We start from the raw sequence: 16712 nt of genomic DNA on the forward strand, positions 1-16712 counted from the left end.
AGCGGCTACTTTTTTGCTTTTTTTTGTGTTTTTATCGGTTGACCGTCGCACAGCGAACACATACCGCTGTTGCCGTTTTTTACGCACGATTCGATTTTTTTTAAAGTTTCGTTGCTTAAAAAATGCTCCATAAGGCATGCGTCTTTTTCGGCATTTTCCGTTGAAATTCCCAAGTTTGTGCGTAAAAAACTGCTGATGGTGTCATGTTTGTGTTTAATTTCACGGTATTTTTTTTTGCCGAGTTCGGTCATAATGATATCGCCGTAAGGTTCGTGCTCTATCATTCCCTTATCTTCAAGACAGTGCAGGGCTATGTGAACGGAAGGTTTTGAAAGTTTAAGGGTTGCAGCAATATCTTTTACACGCGGCATATTGCCGTTTTGCGCAAGATTACCGATAGTTTCCAAATAATCTTCAAGGCTCTGTGTCATGATTTTATTATAACAGGCTTATTGGGTCTACGTCAACTTCAATATATGTGCCTAAAGGAGCTTTACAGTTTTTTAAAAACGAAGCGGCTGCTTGCCGGATGGGACCAAGATTTTTTGCACGCAGTAAAATATGGTAGCGGTAGTTTGCCGCAATTTTTTCGATTGGACATTCGGCAGGACCTAAAATCCGTATATCATTTTTGAACGGTAAGTTTTCCATGTAATCGGCGGCTTCATGTGCCGCTTGTTCTGCGTGTTTTTCATTTGCACTGCGGAATACTAAGCGTATTAAACGGCTAAAAGGCGGAAAGTGCAGCTGTTTGCGTTGTTCCAATTCTTGCCGGTAAAATTGTTCAATATTGTTCGAACATGCCAATGCTACTGCATTTCTTTGCGGGTTATAGGTTTGTACAACAACTTTTCCGTCGGGAAAAAAGCGTCCCGCTCTGCCTGCTACTTGGACGATAAGCGAAAACGTGCGCTCGTTTGCACGAAAATCGGGTAGGTGAAGACCGGTATCCGCTGAAACAACCCCGACCAAGCGAACTCCGGGAAAATTCAAACCTTTGGCAACCATTTGTGTACCTAATAAAATATCCGCTTTTCTTTCTTTAAATAAAGTGAATTTTTCCTGTATGTCTTCTTTTCCGTTTAAACTGTCGCTGTCCGCGCGTACAATGCGTGCTTGCGGAAATTTTGCTTTAATTTCTTCTTCTATATATTCGGTACCGAAACTTGCATATTCGGTATCCAAAGAACCGCATTCGGGACACGTTGTCGGAGGTTTTATCGACCAGCCGCAATAATGGCAGCGCAGCATTTTTTCTTTTTTATGATAGGTGAGGGCTACCGAGCAGTTTTTACAAGTCAGTTCAAAACCGCATGATTTACATCTAAAAAAACGGGTAAAGCCGCGTCTGTTTAAAAATAAAATCGTTTGTTTACCTTGTTTGAGCGTATCGTCTATTTCTTGGGCAAGCTGTGAAGAAATGCAGCCGCCGGTTTGTGAGCCGGAAGCGGGGTTTCCCAAATCAACCAATTCTATATTCGGCATTGTGCCGCCCGAAAGCCGCCGGGTAAGCACATGTTCGCTTATAGTGCCTTCTTGCATCATATACCATGCTTCCACCGATGGAGTGGCGCTTCCCATAATAAGGGGAATTTGTGCGTCGGTGCAGCGCTTTATTGCTATTTGACGCGCCGAATAGCGCGGACTGTTTCCGGATTTATAAGAGCCGTCGTGTTCTTCGTCTATAATGACTAAACCCAAGTCGGGTACGGGTGCAAAAACGGCACTGCGCGCACCGATAACGACACGGGCGTCCCCTCGCGCTATTCGGCGCCACTGTTCAAGTTTTTGACTTCCGGTAAGGGCGGAATGCAAAACTGCAGCCGTTTTGCCGAAGCGCTCGGTTACCGCTTGTACTACTTGGCTGGTAAGCCCTATTTCCGGTACCAAATAAATAACGCCTTTACCCTCGGCAAGCTTTGCTTCGGCTGTACGTAAAAATACTTCCGTTTTGCCCGATCCGGTACTTCCGTACAAATAGTGCATGCGGTAGCCTTGTGTAGAGAGTATGCCGTTTACCGCGTCCGTTTGCTCTTGCGAAAGCGTATGTTTAATGAATTCGGTTGCGTCCGCTTCAAGCGAAAACGAGGGCACACGGCTTTCCCGCCTGCCAGAGGGAAGCATTGCACTTAACGCTTCGCCGCGCGAGCACAGATAATACTGTTCCATCCATAAGGCTAAGTGTATGTGTTCGTCCGAAAACAAAGGCTGTGTGTCGATAACGCGCTCTATGTTTTTGATTTTTTCTGCGGGAAAGCCCAAATTATCCGGCAGTGTGTGCATTACATTTACGATAAAAGCGGTCATTTTGCGTTTACCGAACATAACTTGGGCTCTTGTGCCTTTTTGCACTACATCAAGTTTGCCTGCCGATGTGTCAAGCGTGTGCATCGGTTCGGAAAGAGTGTTTTCCGGCGCGTTTGCCGGTATGTGCGGCATTTGTACGCTGTAAAAAAAAGAACTTTGCAGGGGCAGGTTTAAAAAAACTTCAAGATACAGTTTTTGCCCGGCGCCTGTTGCTGCAGAGTCGGAAGTTTCAGCCATTTGTTCCCCCGCGCGTTGTGTTTTGCACTTGGCGTACCGACTGGGCATATGAAGCGTCCATTTCGGCTAAACGGGAACGGAACAGTTTTAAATCTTCCCATGCAGGTTTTTTTAAGGAAGCGTCGCGCAGCAAAGCGCTCGGATGGTAGGTCGGCATAAGCGGAATACCCTTGTATGAAAAAAAACGTCCGTGCATTCGTCCTATGCCGTCCGATGTAGATAATAGGTTTTGCGCGGCAATGCGTCCTACGGCTAAAATCATTTTTGGGTTTAATACGTGGATTTGCGTGTGTAAAAACGAAGCACAAGCTTGCGTTTCTTCGGGTGCAGGGTCGCGGTTTTTCGGCGGACGGCATTTAACTATGTTGCCGATAAAACAATTGGTATGACGCGAAAGGTTGATTGCTTCAAGCATTTTGTCGAGCAGTTTTCCTGCAGGTCCTACAAAGGGTAAACCTGAACGGTCTTCGTCCGCGCCCGGTCCTTCTCCGATTACCATAACCAGCGGCTTAAGACAGCCGAAGCCGGGTACCGTTTTAGTACGCGTTTGAGCCAATACGCAGCGGCTGCACGAAGCTATTTTTAATGCAATATCTTGTATGCTTACACCACCGCGCTCTTTTGTACTGCAACGAGCTGCACTGCAAATATTTTGTGCGTTCAGCGGTACAACGGATTTACCGTATGCCCACGCGGCGGCACTGTTAAGCACATCGAGAAGAATCTGTGTGTCGGTAAGCGGCGTATTGTACATTCCGTTACTATACTCCGCATTATTTTTTTTTTCAAGCTTTGTATTTTTTTAATTTTTTTTCGAAAAAATTCCACATTTTTGTAGAACGAGTGCGAATAAATATAGGTGGGAACACAATGCTTTTTGTTCCGCATTGGCATTTTTTTTAATCTTAGGAGGTGTTTTTATGAGTACACACAACCGCCGCTACAAAGATTCCGTGTTCGTCGATTTTTTCGGTGAAGATAAAAAAGCAAAAGAAAACTTTTTATCCTTGTACAACGCTTTACACGCCACTCATTTGGATAGCTCTACCGAGCTTATCCCCTTACGTCTTGAGCACGTTATGTATATGAGCTTTTGCAACGACGTATCTTGTCTTATCGATAATAAAATTATCGTGTTGGCAGAACATCAGTCCACTATCAATAATAATATGCCCATACGTTTTTTGGAATACGCAGCCCGCCTCTATGAACAAATCCAAAATCCGCGCGAGCGCTATTTGCGTAAGCTTAAACCGATTCCCACACCGGAGTTCTATGTCTTTTATAACGGTAAGGAAAAATACCCTGCCCATAAAATCTTAAAGCTTTCCGACGCGTTTATCACAAAACCTGCAAAGGCGAGCTTGGAACTGGTTGTGCAGGTGCTGAACATCAACTATAATAAAGACAACGGGATTTTGGAACAATGCAAACCCTTAGAGCAATACACGCTGTTCGTAGAAGCGGTACGGCGGCACAGTGTAATAGACAGAGAAAACGGGTTTAAGAATGCGATTAAAGAGTGCATACAAAACGATATACTTAAAGACTACTTACAAAGAAAATCGAAGGAGGTTATGAATATGCTGATAGCCGAATACGATTACGACACCGATATTCAAGTACAACGGGAAGAAGAAAGACAAATTGCTTTTGCAGAGGGTGAAGCTCAAGGCTTTTCCGACGGCGCGCGGAAAAAAGCATTGGAAACGGCAAAAATTCTGTCAACTATGCATTTATCCTGCGCGGATATAGCAAAAGCCACCGGGCTTTCCGAAGACGAAATTAAACAGTTGTAAAGTACTTAGTTGGTAATGTATAATTTGTAACGGGTAATTGATGTTGGCGACAAGCTAGTTACCCGTTACAAATTGAAAAAATATTTGGAGGATTTTATGACAAAGTTTAAAACACAAAAGAGCAAGATTTTTGCTTTTTGGGGAGCGGCTTTTGTGCTGTTCATTGCAGTGTTTACCGGCTGTCCGCAAACAGCGGACGGCGGGAATACAAACGGCGCGGGAAAACCGGAAGCCCCCTTTGTCGAAGGCGGTGCGTCGCTCATCTTAAGTCCCGATAAGCGCGACATCAAGGTTAAGGTATTAACCTCAGACAGCTCCACCGTAACGGTCGTCGGCTGCACCGAAACAACGCTTGCAAGCGGTACGTACACGGAGCTGCATGCAAGAGGTACAACGGTAACCCTTAAAGGAAACATTATCGAACTGAATTTTGGTGATTCATCTTATAACAGCTCCAATAAACTTACGGCCCTTAACGTACAAGGCTTAAGCGCTTTGCGAGGGCTGATTTGTGGCAACAACCTGCTTACCAATCTTAACGTACAAGGCTTAACTGCTTTGAAATCTCTGTGGTGTCCCTCGAATCAGCTTACCGTCCTTAACGTACAGGGGTTAAGTGCTTTGAGATACCTGAACTGCGAGGAGAACAAACTTGCCACCCTTAACGTACAAGGCTGTACCGCTTTGAATCAGCTGTGGTGCCGGGACAATCAACTCACCGCTCTTAACGTACAGGGTTTAAGCTCTTTGCGAGATCTATACTGCGCCCACAATCGGCTTACATCCCTTAACGTACAAGGCTGTACCGCTTTGAATGATCTGTGGTGCCAAAAAAATCAGCTTACCGAGCTTAACGTACAGGGTTTAAGCGCTTTGCAAAGGCTGGGCTGCAGCGAAAATCAGCTTACCGCCCTTGACATACATGGCTTAAGTGCTTTGAGACATCTGAGCTGCGACAGCAATCAGCTTAATGCTCAAGTGTTTACAAAAATCTTTACCGATTTACCGCAGCGTGATGCAGGGGCTAATGCAGATTGCATACTTTACACCGAACGCACAAACGTTACTGAGGGCAACCATAAGGATTTTACTTCGGCATCTGCTCCGCAGAATCTCAAAGATGCTTTCCAAAATGCAAAAATCGTAAAAAACTGGAAGATGTATAAAAGAAATATGAACGAGGATTTGGTGGATTTAGAATAATGGGTTAGAGAAGAAAAGTCAGTTTCTCTTCTTCTTCCGACCTCTTGACGCGTCCCGTTAAAATAAGATACAATGCTAAAATCAAGCGGAACGGTTAAAAACGCTCCATTTTTAACACGTTCCTTTTCCGGCTGTCCCCGTTTTGCCGGAGCGTACGGCGATGTTTTTCGCCGAATAAACGATAATGAGGTGTAATTATGTACGCACTGGTTGAGTATAAAGGCAAACAGTACAAAGCTGAAAAAGATGCGCTTATCCGCGTCGATAAGCTTGATGTTGAACAGGGAAAAACCGTAGATATCGATACGGTTGTTTTGGTAAACGACGGAAAAAAAGTAAGTATCGGAACACCCTATGTGCAGGGCGCTAAAGTATCTGCAGTAGTGGAAAATTCGTTTAGAGATAAAAAAATCCTTGTGTATAAATACAAAAGGAAAAAAGACTATCACCGGACTATCGGACACCGTCAGCACTATACCAATATCCGTATAACCGGTATTACCGCAGGTTCCGCTTCCAAAGCGGCTGCCGAAAAAGCGGGGGAATAAGTTTCATCCGAAAAGATGATACGGGTTGTGCTTGAGTGTTTATCCGACGGGGCGCTGCTTTCTTGTAAAGCGCAAGGACATTCGATGTTTGCTCCTGCCGGACAGGATATTGTATGTGCTGCGGCGAGCGTTTTGTTGCGGACAGCCTTATCCGTACTAAAAGATACAAGCGGTTTTATAATAAAAACCGATAAACCTAAGCGCGGTATGTTGTCGTTTTATGTGGATTGTATGCAAAAAGACGATGCTGTCGGGCATCGGGAAATATTGATTTATACGGCGGTTTTTTTGCAAAAAGGGCTTTCGGCTCTGCAAGCGGAATATCCGTCGCACTTATCGCTGCAAGTTGTATGTGCACGCGATTGTAAATACGTAAAAGATGGAGGCATATAAATGGGACGTAAAAAAGGCGGAAGCGGTGCCAAAAACGGCCGCGATTCAAATCCTAAATATTTGGGTGTAAAAGCATTCGGCGGAACTTTTGTTTCTGCCGGTTCCATTCTTGTACGCCAGCGCGGTACTAAAATTCATCCCGGCGATAATGTCGGAAAAGGAAAAGACGATACTTTGTTTGCAACCGAAACAGGTACCGTATCCTACCATGAACGCAAGGGCAGAAAGCTGGCGTCAATTATCCCTGCAAACGCTTAAGTGATTCAATTTGCCGATGAAGCTGTTATAGAAGTTCGTTCGGGAAAAGGCGGTAACGGCTGTATTGCTTTTCGCCGCGAAAAGTTTGTTCCGAACGGCGGTCCTGCAGGCGGAGACGGTGGCAGGGGCGGCGATGTTGTTTTTTGCGTTAAACGCAATTTACGGACTTTGGCTCATTTGCGCCGCCGGCAGGTTTTTAAAGCGCAAAACGGTTCGGACGGACAAGGACGCGGACGTTACGGAAGCGACGGCGAAGATGTCGTTATAGCATTGCCGCCGGGCTCCAGAGTAAGCGATGCGCTTACCGGTGCTCACGTGTGTGAATTTACCGATGAAAACGAAGGGGAGCGCTTTGTTTACTTAAAAGGCGGCAACGGCGGCTGGGGAAACATCCATTTTAAAAGTTCGGTAAATCAAGCGCCGCGTTATGCGCACGAGGGTAAGGGCGGCGAAGTTAAAAAACTGCGCGTAGAATTAAGCATTATGGCGGATATCGGTTTGGTCGGATTCCCTAATGCCGGAAAATCTTCTTTGTTAGACTATTTTACCAACGCGCGCCCGAAAATCGCACCGTATCCGTTTACCACAAAAATACCCAATTTGGGCGTTTTGCGCATAGACGACGAACAGGATATTGTTATCGCCGATATTCCCGGTATTATAGAAGGAGCATCCGGCGGCGCAGGCTTGGGTATACGGTTTTTAAAACACATATCGCGTACGGCAGGTCTTGCCTTTATTATCGACTGTTCCGACGATACATATGCCGATGCATACGAAAAACTGAACGGAGAATTAAGCGCTTTTTCATCTGATTTGGCGTCTAAAAAGCGTATTATTTTGTGCAATAAAATCGACGTTGCCGGTGCTGCCGTCCGTGCTGCAGAATTGGCACAAAAATACAAAGACATAGTAACCGTGCCTTTTTCCATTCATACCAGAGAAGGGCTTGAGCGGGTAAAAAAAGAATTGATATCTTTAGTGTACGGCGGTGCAGACGGATACGCCGGCGGCGGCATTACCGGCGGTTTTTCACACGCCGCTTTTGCCGGTTCTTTTGCCAGCGGTTTTGCAGGAAGTCAAAGTACAGGCGGAACTGCTTCAGGCAGTGAACGCATAAGCGATTTTTTGGCAAGCCGCTCTTGTGTCGATAATGAACAAGACGTGCAGTATCCCGGAACGGAACAGTGAGCGTAAGCTATGAAACTTGCGTTTTTGGGCGGCTCTTTTAACCCTGTCCATAATGCTCATATTATGCTTGCCGTACAAGCGGCAAACCAATATGCATACGATACCGTATTGCTTATTCCTGCATGGCAGCCGCCGCACAAAAAACTTGCCGAAGGTGCAAGCGCCCAAGACCGTTTGGCAATGCTGAATGCGGCACTCGAAGAAACCGGCGACAAACGTTTGCACGCCGACGATTGCGAACTGCTGCGCGGCGGCGTTTCTTACACAATCGATACGCTTCATTTTCTTAAAAAACGCTTCGCTGGGCAGCTTGAGGGAAAAATCGGTATTATATTGGGAAGCGATTTAATAGACGGTTTTGCAAAGTGGAAACAAGCCGACCTTTTATCGCGTGAAGCCGACCTTTTGCTTGCTTTGCGTCCTGCTGCCGAAACTACCGAAGCTCAAAGTTTTTTACAACCGCACAAAATACTGCATAACGAGCTTTATAATATTTCTTCCGAACGCATACGGCGCTTAATTGCACAAAACGGCGAATGGAAAGAGCTTGTTCCCCAAAGCGTTTATCGGTATATTAGTGAAAGGAATTTGTATGGCTTCAAATGATAACAAAGATGAAGTATATACCGAATTAACCGAAAAAGTGCGGCTTTTTGTTTTAAGTGCAGTAAAAAAGGAACGCTACGAGCATTCCGTGCGGACGGCGCAAACGGCAGCGCTGCTGTGCCGCCGCTACGGCGAAAATGAAGCGCGCGGGTATTTTTGCGGTATAGCGCACGATATATGCAAAGAAATGGACGGCGAAACGCTTTTGTCGCTGAGCCGAGAGGACGGTTTTCCCGTTTCCGATGTGGAGCTTGCAAAGCTTTCGCTTTTACACGGCCGCGCCGCTGCGGTTTTTTTGCATAAGCGCTTTAACGTTACCGACACGGATATTTTGGAAGCTGTACGTTATCATACGTTCGGAAAACCGGGAATGTGCGCTTTGGCTAAAATCCTGTACATTGCGGATAAAGTCGAGCCGGGAAGAGAGAACAGCAGCAACGAGCACATACAAAAGCTTATGGAATTCAGTCTTGACGGTATGCTTTATGATGTGCTTAAAAAAAACATTGAATATCTTAAAAAGCAAGATAAAACCGTAGCTCCTGCAACGCTGGATTTATTTGCTTCTTTAAGGGGGAATAAAAATGCCGAAAATTGAGTACCGTTTGGGCGGTATGCGGAAACATATTGTATTTTTTGCGCTTATCGTATGCGTACTGACTGCGGCAGCGCTCATACTATTTTTTTCTCTTAAAACAAATCCGGTTGAAGAAGCTTTAAAAAACGATCAAATTATTAAACTGCTGTTTGTGCTTAAAAACGACGATGAAGCGCTTTTTACTATGCTTATGGCTTATTATCCGGTTTCTCACCGCGGTGCGCTTATCGACATACCGGGAAACACCGGCGCCATTTATGCCAGTTTGAGCAGTAAAGACCGGCAGGGCAGGGTAGACAGAATAGATGCGGTATATAAAGAACGCGGAATAGAGGTGTACCGCAGCGAAATAGAAAAAATGCTCGGTATGAACATTCCGTTTACCATAGAAATCGATTTAGACCGTTTTTCAGAATTAACCGACCTTTTGGGGGGCTTACGCGTATTTGTTCCCTATCCGATTGACGATGTTGTAGACGGAGTCCCCTACCTTTTGCCCTCCGGTTCGGTTATGCTGGACGGCGATAAAATCCGCACATATATGCTGTATTCAGATAAAGATGCAAGCAATATAGATCGTCAAGACCGTTTGCAAAACGCTGCGGTAGCTTTTTTATCCGCACTTAACGCGCGCCGCTTTGACATCTTCAAAAAGAATGTATTTCCGGTATATGCTTCGCGCTTCCGTTCTAATATCAAAGACGAAGGTTTGTACAGTTTGCTTCAGCAAATTTCAAAAATCGACGCCGAGCGCCTTTTTCCTCAATCGGTTACCGGTTCTTTGCGCACTGTAGACGGTAAATTGCTTTTGTTTCCGTATTACGACGGGCAGCTTATTAAAGACGTACTCAAACAAACCGTTTCGGCTTTGGTTTCTGAAACGGAAGTGGTGCACAGCCGCATTTACGTACTTGCCATTCAAAACGGAACGCCCGTACAAGGTTTGGCAAAAAATACGGCAGCATTGCTGCAAAGTGCAGGCTATGATATTTTAACAACGTCAAATGCCGATAAAAATGATTATGAAAAAACATTTATAATCGATCATGTCGGTAACGGCGAAGTTGCAAAAAATTTGGGAGACTTTATCCGCTGTTCGAATATTGTAACTGCGGAAGTAAAAAAAGACGACGACGCACCGCTTGAAGCGGCCACTTTAGTCGATTTTACGGTCGTTTTGGGCAGAGACTTTGACGGACGCTATGTCCGCTAAAAGCTAAAAAAGGAATAGCATGAAAACAGAAAAAGAAAAAGCTTTGGAAATAGCGGAAATCCTCACCGATTACAAAGGCGTATCTACTGTTGTAATCGACGTGTCGCAGTTAAACAGCTGGACAAACTATTTTGTTATTACTACGGTTAACAGCGGTGCGCACTGGAGAGGTTTGTACAAACAAATAAAAGATTACGTAAAAGAAAACGATATGGAAATTCGCGTTCCCGACCGCAAAATGCCTTCAGGCGACGATTGGAACCTTATAGATATGGGAAGTATCGTTGTTCATTTGATGAGCCCGGATGCACGCTCTTTTTACGATTTGGAAAAACTGTGGCACGGCGGTAAAAGATTAACTTAAACAAATACCGCCGCTACGTTTTTATTTATTCGTCAAAGTCGTCGTCGTAATCAAAGTCGTCATCATCGTATTCGAAATCATCGTCGTCCCCGCTTTCATCGTCAAGGTCGTCGTCCATGAATTCGTCTTCTTCAAAGTCGTCTAAAGAGTCGTCGTCGTCTCTAAACTCGTCGTCAAAGTCGTCATCGTACGAATCTTCGATTACATAGTCTGCTGCTGATACGTAATTCGGTTGTCTGCCGTCATTGAACATTTGAGCACTTCCTTATCAGAACTTATACTTCAAACATAGATGAGAGTTTTATTTGTGTCAACTGTTTTTTCTAAAAATCTTAAAAAAAAAATTAAATTAAAAAACTTTTGTAAAACGTTTGACAAAAATATGTTTTTCTGTATAATTAAAGTGTATGCCGAAACAGCTGACTGTCCGTGCTCCGGCAAAAATCAATTTGCATTTGCGGGTGCTTCCCCTTATGCAGTCTAACCGGAACGACGGATATCACGATATTGAAAGCTTGTTTCAGGCGGTTGCTTTATACGACGAATTAGTTGTATCCGAAGCGGACGGTTTTGGCGTTTGCTCGGTGCACTGTTCGGCTGTGAAGTTGCCGTTAAAAAATACGCTTACTGCGGCATATACCGAATTTTGCGATCTTACCGGTGTTAAAGGTTCAGTAGCTGTCGATGTGACAAAGTGCATTCCTTCAGGCGCCGGTTTGGGCGGCGGATCTTCGGACGCGGCGGCAATGCTGATCGCTTTGGACAGGCTGTTTAATACCGGTCTTGATAAAAAGTGCATGATGCAATTAGCCTGCCGTATCGGAAGCGACGTTGCCTTTTTCCTGTCAAGCGGCTGTGCCGTTGTGACGGGACGGGGCGAATTTATTCGGGAAATCACTCTGCGCACGGATATATGTTTTGTGCTTGTGCAGCCCGAAGTTCACAGTTCCACCGCAAAAGCCTATAAGCTTTTGGATGAATATGTGAACCGAGGAAAGGCGCTGATGTTTCCTGGCGTTGCGGATTTGGAAGCTGTATACAAAAAACCGGTTGCTCAATGGACTTTTGTAAACAGTTTTACCGAGCCGCTTACGGAATTGTATCCGGTTATTGCGGATGCGCTGCGTGATGTAAAGGCATCGGGTGCGCATTTTGCCGATATGACCGGTTCGGGTTCCGTTGTTTACGGTGTTTTTCCTTCCGTGCATGAAGCGGAAAACGCTTACACCCGACTATGCGGTGCGTGGAAGTGCAAGGTTGTGCTCCCGTGCGCTTTGCCGTCATAGATTGCTGCTGCACAGTGTGTGGTATTTTGCTAAGTGAGGAGTGATTATGCAGATTACCGAAATCCGCATCCGTAAAGTAACGGCCGAAGGCAAGCTGAAAGCATACGTTACGGTTACGTTTGATAACTGTTTTGTCGTGCACAATGTTAAGATTATTGAAGGCAAAACCGGTTTATTTATTGCAATGCCCAGCCGCAAAACGAGCAACGGCGACTATAAAGATGTTGCGCATCCGATAAGTCCCGAATTTCGTACCGAGCTGCAAAACACCATCCTTGCCGAATATACGGCAGGACATGTTGTGGAAGAAGGTTCTTCCGCAGACGACGAATAAAACGGCTGACATAGTATTTTATCATCATTGGACCGTCGGCAAGTGGTAAGCCACCGGTTTTTGGTACCGGTATTCCGCTGGTTCGAATCCAGCCGGTCCAGCTATTTGGAAAACTCTGGCGTGATGAACGATGGGGTGTTTTTTCTCCTGTGCCGATTCGGCAGTGTTTTTCCGAAAAATTTATATTCTCTTAATTGTGTTGAGGAGTTTTGTATGGAACAATTGACGTTAAATGCGGTAACGCGTACCGTTTCGGGAAAAAAAGCTGCAAAAAAACTGCGTGAACAAGGCAGATTGCCTGCCGTTATGTACGATGCAAAGGGCGAAGCTTTTATGCTCGATGTAGACGAAGCCGAATTTACAAAAGTGTGGAAATCGGCAACGCCGACTACTTTAGTATCTTTGGTTATAGACGGCAAAGAGGGAAAACCCGTACTGATTAAAACTACCGAATACAATATTATTACCGATAAAAATCTGCATGCGGATTTTTATGCCGTCGATACTGCAAAAACGCTGCACATGACGATGAATATCCGCTTAACGGGAAACCCCGTCGGTGTACGCGAAGGCGGTGTGTTCGAAAAAGGTATACAAAAACTGGAAATCAAGTGTTTGCCTAAGGATTTGCCGCCGCGTATAAGCGTCGATATAAGCACTTTAGCTTTAAACGGACGCTTAACGGTAAAAGATATTGCTTTGCCTGCAGGTGTTACCGTTCTTACCGGAAGCGATGAAGTTATCGCTTCAGTGCGCCCGATGCGCTAAAAAATCGTAATGCGGACAAAGTGACCGATTTTTTACAAAAAACGGCACAAGCCCTTGAGGACTGCGGCGTTTTTAAAGAGAAACAGCCGCCGCACTTGCTTTTAGCGGTATCCGGCGGCATAGATTCAATGGTAATGCTTCATGCGCTGTATACGCTGTGCCGCAAGTCTGCTTGTACCGCGCTTGATGGTAAGCCGGCATCGATTTCAGTTGTGAGCGTCGATCACAATATCCGTCCGAAAAAACAAAGTTCAGCCGACGCTTTGTTGGTACGCGAATACTGCCGTACACTCGGAATAGATTGCAGTATACAAACCGTTGAGCGCGGACGCATCGCTTTCTTAGCGCGGCAACGGGGTTGCGGCATGGAAGAAGCGGCGCGTTTTGTGCGCTACACACTTTTAGAAAAAGTTGCTGCATCTTTAGCTTTATGCGGCAAAACTCAAAACGTTTTTGACGCTGCAAGCGGGATTTTACAGAGTACACAGCCGCTTCAAAAAGCAAATGTTTTTGTATGTCTTGCGCACAATAAAGACGACCAATTGGAAACGCTTTTGCAGCGTTTTTTTCAGGGGGCGAGCGCGGGGGTTTCCGGCGCGGCATCTTGCGGTATTGCACAAAGGCGCGGAATTTTTTGCCGTCCGTTTTTAAACATAGCGCGTGCGCACATTGCAGAATACGCGGCGCAAAACGCCGTTCCGTTCCGCGAAGACGCAACCAATGCGGATATTGCATATTACCGCAATAATGTGCGCCACAAAATAATTCCTTTTTTAAATGAATATTTGCCGGGCTGGGACACGGCAGTTCTTGCAGGTGCGGAAAAAGCCGCAGAAGAAGCGCGCTTTATAGAAAGCCTTGCTTCGCTGGTTGTGTGGAAAAAAGCGGATGTATGCGGTACTGGTGCAGTCTCTGCCGCGCCAGGTACGGACAAAGGGAGTGCTTCCGGCACTGCTGCAGTGCCTGCGCTCGCCGTATGTACTGCCGCCGAAGAGTTTTTTGCTGCAGGCTTTCCCGTTCGCATACGGTCTTTGTATGCAGCGCTTAACCTATTGGGTATTAACCGGCGCATACCCTATGTTTTGCTTAAAGACTTTGCGAACGGACAAAAATGCGTAAAAGGCTCAAGTATTAAACTGTACCGGAGTAAAAGATTTGTCTATGCGGAACGCACGGACTACAAGGAATGCAAAAGCATGGAACTCACAGAACGCAGGGAATGCGCCGATGCTTCAGCTGTAAGCGGCTATTGTGTCGATATCGCTTCATGCGGTGAGTATGAACTTCCCTTCGGCAGTATTAAAGCCGTGCGGAAAATACCCGCCGCTGCCGACAATAAAAATAACGGCGATAAAAAAGTAAACAGTGTCGGACCTTTTTCTTTGCCGTTGCGCATACGGAGCAGGCAAGCAGGCGATCGCATCCGTGCGGCAAACGGAACGCACAAAACGCTCAAAAAATTATGGAACGAATGGGCGGTAGAACCGCCGCACCGTTTTTTTATACCGGTTATAGAGCAAAAAGGCGAACCCGTATGCGTTTGGGGCTCCGTACTGGGTTATTCAAATTGGTATGTAAAAGACTGTGAACAAAACTCAGTTTCCATTTTTTTATATTATGAAAAACAAAACACAAAGGATAGTGCATGACTGGCGGACAAAATTTTTCAAAACGCTCATCTAAAAAAAACAATAACGGTCATCCCGGAAAACTGCCCCCGTCTTCAGGCGGGCGCTTTGGTATTACGCTGCTTCTTTTAATCGGAAGCATTTTTATCGTATTTATGATGTTGAACAAAGAAACAAACGTATATCCGTCCGTGTCGTATACCGATTTTTTGTCGGCGGTTGAACAGGGACAGGTAAGCGATGTACAAATAACGGATCAAAAAATTATTTTGGGAACAATGCGTTCTGTTAACGGCAGTCCGGTTCAGCAATCGCGTTTTCAAACGGTTATTCCGTATACGGATACGGATTTAATTGCGTTTTTGGAAACAAAAGGGGTACACATTTCAGGAAAACTGTCCAAGCCGAGTTTATTAACCGATGTGTTCAGTCTTTTGCCTTTGGTTTTAACCGTTGTATTGATATTTGTGTTTATGAGGCAAATGTCTATGCAAAATACGCGGGGTATGCAATTCGGAAAAAGCCGTGCGCGTTTGTTCGACAACAATAAAGAAAAAATAACCTTTGCCGATGTTGCAGGGCAAGAAGAGCCTAAAAAAGAGCTTTCGGAAATTGTCGATTTTTTGAAAAATCCCAAAAAATACCGCGAAATCGGTGCAAAAATTCCCGGCGGCGTACTGTTGGTCGGAAGTCCCGGAACGGGGAAAACTTTGCTTGCGCGCGCTGTTGCAGGAGAAGCCGGGGTTTCTTTTTTGCATATTTCCGGAAGCGATTTTGTAGAAATGTTTGTAGGTGTCGGTGCAAGCCGTGTGCGCGACCTTTTTGAACAAGGACGGAAAATGGCGCCTGCCATTATTTTTATAGATGAATTGGACGCAGTCGGCCGCGCGCGCGGAGCCGGCTTTGGAGGCGGGCACGACGAGCGCGAGCAAACTTTAAATCAAATGCTCGTAGAAATGGACGGTTTTGATAATCAAAGCGGTGTAATCGTATTGGCTGCAACCAACCGCCCCGACGTATTGGATCCTGCTTTGCTGCGCCCCGGCAGGTTCGACCGGCAAGTGTACGTTCCGCTTCCCGATATAAAAGAAAGAGAAGCTATTTTGTTGGTGCACGCAAAAAAAATAAAAGTCGCTAACGATGTAAGTTTTACGCATTTTGCGCGTGCAACACCCGGCATGAGCGGGGCTGATTTAGCAAATATGGTAAACGAAGCGGCTTTGTTTGCCGCGCGGAAAAACGTACAAACGGTATCGTCTGAAGAATTTGAACAAGCGCGTGATAAAATTCTGATGGGCGTCGCCCGTGAATCCATGGTAATGCCTGAAAAAGAAAAAGAAATGACCGCATGTCACGAAGCCGGACACGCACTGCCGTATTATTATTTGAAAAACGCTTCTCCTTTGCACAAAGTAACCGTTATTCCGCGCGGCAGAGCCTTGGGGCTTACCGTGGGGCTTCCCAAAGAAGATTCATATTGTCACACCGAAAACTGGCTAAAAGACCAATTGGTTATTATGTTCGGAGGTTACGCGGCAGAGTCAATCGTGTACGGAGAAACTACTACCGGTACCGGAAACGACATTCAGCGGGCAACCGATATGGCGCGTAAAATGGTGTGTGAGTGGGGTATGTCCGAAGAATTAGGCGCAGTCAGCTACGGTCAAGAAGACGAGCCTATTTTTATGGGAAAAGAAATTGAGCGGCGTAAAGGCTATTCGGAAGAAAGTGCACGGAAAATAGACGAAGCTGTGCACCGGTTGCTCGACGAAGCGCGAAAACGCGCAGTTGCCATTTTAACCGAACACAGAAATCAGCTCGACATGCTTACCGCCGCGCTTGTTGAAAACGAAACGCTCGACGATGCACAAATACGGCAGCTGCTCGGTTTTGAAGCGACTGCAGAACTTGCGGAAAACGAACAGGAGTCAGGCTCCGGCTTGGAAGGTCCTCATATCAATTTAGTGTAACGGGAGGTG

General features: G+C 45.7%; 19 protein-coding genes and 1 tRNA gene. 16 read left to right on the forward strand and 4 right to left on the reverse strand.

Going from position 1 to position 16712, the window contains the following annotated elements:
- Window positions 1-5: 5 nt before the first annotated feature.
- From HMPREF9193_RS06335 to HMPREF9193_RS06345, 3 genes are read right to left on the reverse strand one after another with little or no spacing between them, the layout of a single operon-like run.
- Entirely contained in the window at window positions 6-431 is a 426-nt protein-coding gene (locus HMPREF9193_RS06335; protein WP_021687260.1) for a metal-dependent transcriptional regulator, read from the reverse strand.
- A gap of 7 nt (window positions 432-438) precedes the next feature.
- A complete protein-coding gene (priA, locus tag HMPREF9193_RS06340) occupies window positions 439-2544 on the reverse strand; it encodes a replication restart helicase PriA (protein WP_021687261.1) in 2106 nt (701 codons plus the stop codon).
- Window positions 2537-3298 (reverse strand): uracil-DNA glycosylase, encoded by a 762-nt coding sequence (locus HMPREF9193_RS06345; protein WP_021687262.1) that lies wholly within the window; start codon window positions 3296-3298, stop codon window positions 2537-2539. Before HMPREF9193_RS06345 ends, priA begins: the two co-directional genes overlap by 8 nt.
- A 166-nt stretch (window positions 3299-3464) precedes the next feature.
- Between HMPREF9193_RS06345 and HMPREF9193_RS06350 the strand changes: the two genes are divergently transcribed.
- The 10 genes from HMPREF9193_RS06350 to rsfS all read left to right on the forward strand — a co-directional run bounded on the left by HMPREF9193_RS06350 (window position 3465) and on the right by rsfS (window position 10717).
- Window positions 3465-4343: an Rpn family recombination-promoting nuclease/putative transposase gene (locus HMPREF9193_RS06350; protein WP_021687263.1), complete on the forward strand. Its 879-nt coding sequence runs from the start codon at window positions 3465-3467 to the stop codon at window positions 4341-4343.
- 96 nt (window positions 4344-4439) lie between these two features.
- Window positions 4440-5546 carry a leucine-rich repeat domain-containing protein gene (locus tag HMPREF9193_RS06355; protein WP_021687264.1) on the forward strand — a complete coding sequence of 369 codons (1107 nt, stop codon included), beginning with the start codon at window positions 4440-4442 and terminating at the stop codon, window positions 5544-5546.
- 197 nt (window positions 5547-5743) lie between these two features.
- Window positions 5744-6094 (forward strand): 50S ribosomal protein L21, encoded by a 351-nt coding sequence (rplU, locus tag HMPREF9193_RS06360; RefSeq protein ID WP_021687266.1) that lies wholly within the window; start codon window positions 5744-5746, stop codon window positions 6092-6094.
- 27 nt (window positions 6095-6121) lie between these two features.
- Complete coding sequence (locus tag HMPREF9193_RS06365) at window positions 6122-6487, forward strand: ribosomal-processing cysteine protease Prp (RefSeq protein ID WP_169720453.1); 366 nt, start codon at window positions 6122-6124, stop codon at window positions 6485-6487.
- Entirely contained in the window at window positions 6488-6745 is a 258-nt protein-coding gene (rpmA, locus tag HMPREF9193_RS06370; protein WP_021687268.1) for a 50S ribosomal protein L27, read from the forward strand.
- On the forward strand, window positions 6746-7936 hold the full coding sequence (gene obgE, locus HMPREF9193_RS06375; protein ID WP_021687269.1) for a GTPase ObgE: 1191 nt from the start codon (window positions 6746-6748) through the stop codon (window positions 7934-7936).
- Window positions 7937-7945: 9 nt separating this feature from the next.
- A complete protein-coding gene (gene nadD / locus HMPREF9193_RS06380; RefSeq protein WP_021687270.1) occupies window positions 7946-8542 on the forward strand; it encodes a nicotinate (nicotinamide) nucleotide adenylyltransferase in 597 nt (198 codons plus the stop codon).
- A complete protein-coding gene (gene yqeK / locus HMPREF9193_RS06385; protein ID WP_021687271.1) occupies window positions 8529-9140 on the forward strand; it encodes a bis(5'-nucleosyl)-tetraphosphatase (symmetrical) YqeK in 612 nt (203 codons plus the stop codon). The genes nadD and yqeK overlap by 14 nt, the downstream gene beginning before the upstream one ends.
- Entirely contained in the window at window positions 9127-10353 is a 1227-nt protein-coding gene (locus tag HMPREF9193_RS06390; RefSeq protein WP_021687272.1) for an LCP family protein, read from the forward strand. Before yqeK ends, HMPREF9193_RS06390 begins: the two co-directional genes overlap by 14 nt.
- Window positions 10354-10372: 19 nt before the next feature.
- Window positions 10373-10717, forward strand: coding sequence for a ribosome silencing factor (gene rsfS, locus HMPREF9193_RS06395; protein ID WP_021687273.1), 345 nt, complete (start codon window positions 10373-10375; stop codon window positions 10715-10717).
- 25 nt (window positions 10718-10742) lie between these two features.
- Here rsfS and HMPREF9193_RS06400 read toward each other — a convergent pair whose 3' ends face one another.
- Complete coding sequence (locus HMPREF9193_RS06400; protein ID WP_021687274.1) at window positions 10743-10970, reverse strand: hypothetical protein; 228 nt, start codon at window positions 10968-10970, stop codon at window positions 10743-10745.
- Between the two features lie 154 nt (window positions 10971-11124).
- Between HMPREF9193_RS06400 and ispE the strand changes: the two genes are divergently transcribed.
- From ispE to ftsH, 6 genes are all read left to right on the forward strand, one after another.
- Window positions 11125-12003: a 4-(cytidine 5'-diphospho)-2-C-methyl-D-erythritol kinase gene (gene ispE, locus HMPREF9193_RS06405; RefSeq protein ID WP_021687275.1), complete on the forward strand. Its 879-nt coding sequence runs from the start codon at window positions 11125-11127 to the stop codon at window positions 12001-12003.
- Window positions 12004-12049: 46 nt separating this feature from the next.
- Window positions 12050-12337, forward strand: a complete 288-nt coding sequence (spoVG, locus tag HMPREF9193_RS06410; RefSeq protein WP_021687276.1) for a septation regulator SpoVG — start codon at window positions 12050-12052, stop codon at window positions 12335-12337.
- Between the two features lie 28 nt (window positions 12338-12365).
- Window positions 12366-12438: transfer RNA gene (locus tag HMPREF9193_RS06415), tRNA-Gln, on the forward strand.
- Between the two features lie 112 nt (window positions 12439-12550).
- Window positions 12551-13105: a 50S ribosomal protein L25 gene (locus tag HMPREF9193_RS06420; protein ID WP_040847696.1), complete on the forward strand. Its 555-nt coding sequence runs from the start codon at window positions 12551-12553 to the stop codon at window positions 13103-13105.
- Between the two features lie 20 nt (window positions 13106-13125).
- Window positions 13126-14754, forward strand: a complete 1629-nt coding sequence (tilS, locus tag HMPREF9193_RS06425; RefSeq protein WP_021687278.1) for a tRNA lysidine(34) synthetase TilS — start codon at window positions 13126-13128, stop codon at window positions 14752-14754.
- Window positions 14751-16703, forward strand: a complete 1953-nt coding sequence (ftsH, locus tag HMPREF9193_RS06430) for an ATP-dependent zinc metalloprotease FtsH (protein WP_021687279.1) — start codon at window positions 14751-14753, stop codon at window positions 16701-16703. Before tilS ends, ftsH begins: the two co-directional genes overlap by 4 nt.
- The last annotated feature ends 9 nt before the right edge of the window (window positions 16704-16712 follow it).

Origin of the sequence: Treponema lecithinolyticum ATCC 700332 (assembly GCA_000468055.1) — a bacterium.
Lineage (GTDB): Bacteria > Spirochaetota > Spirochaetia > Treponematales > Treponemataceae > Treponema_C > Treponema_C lecithinolyticum.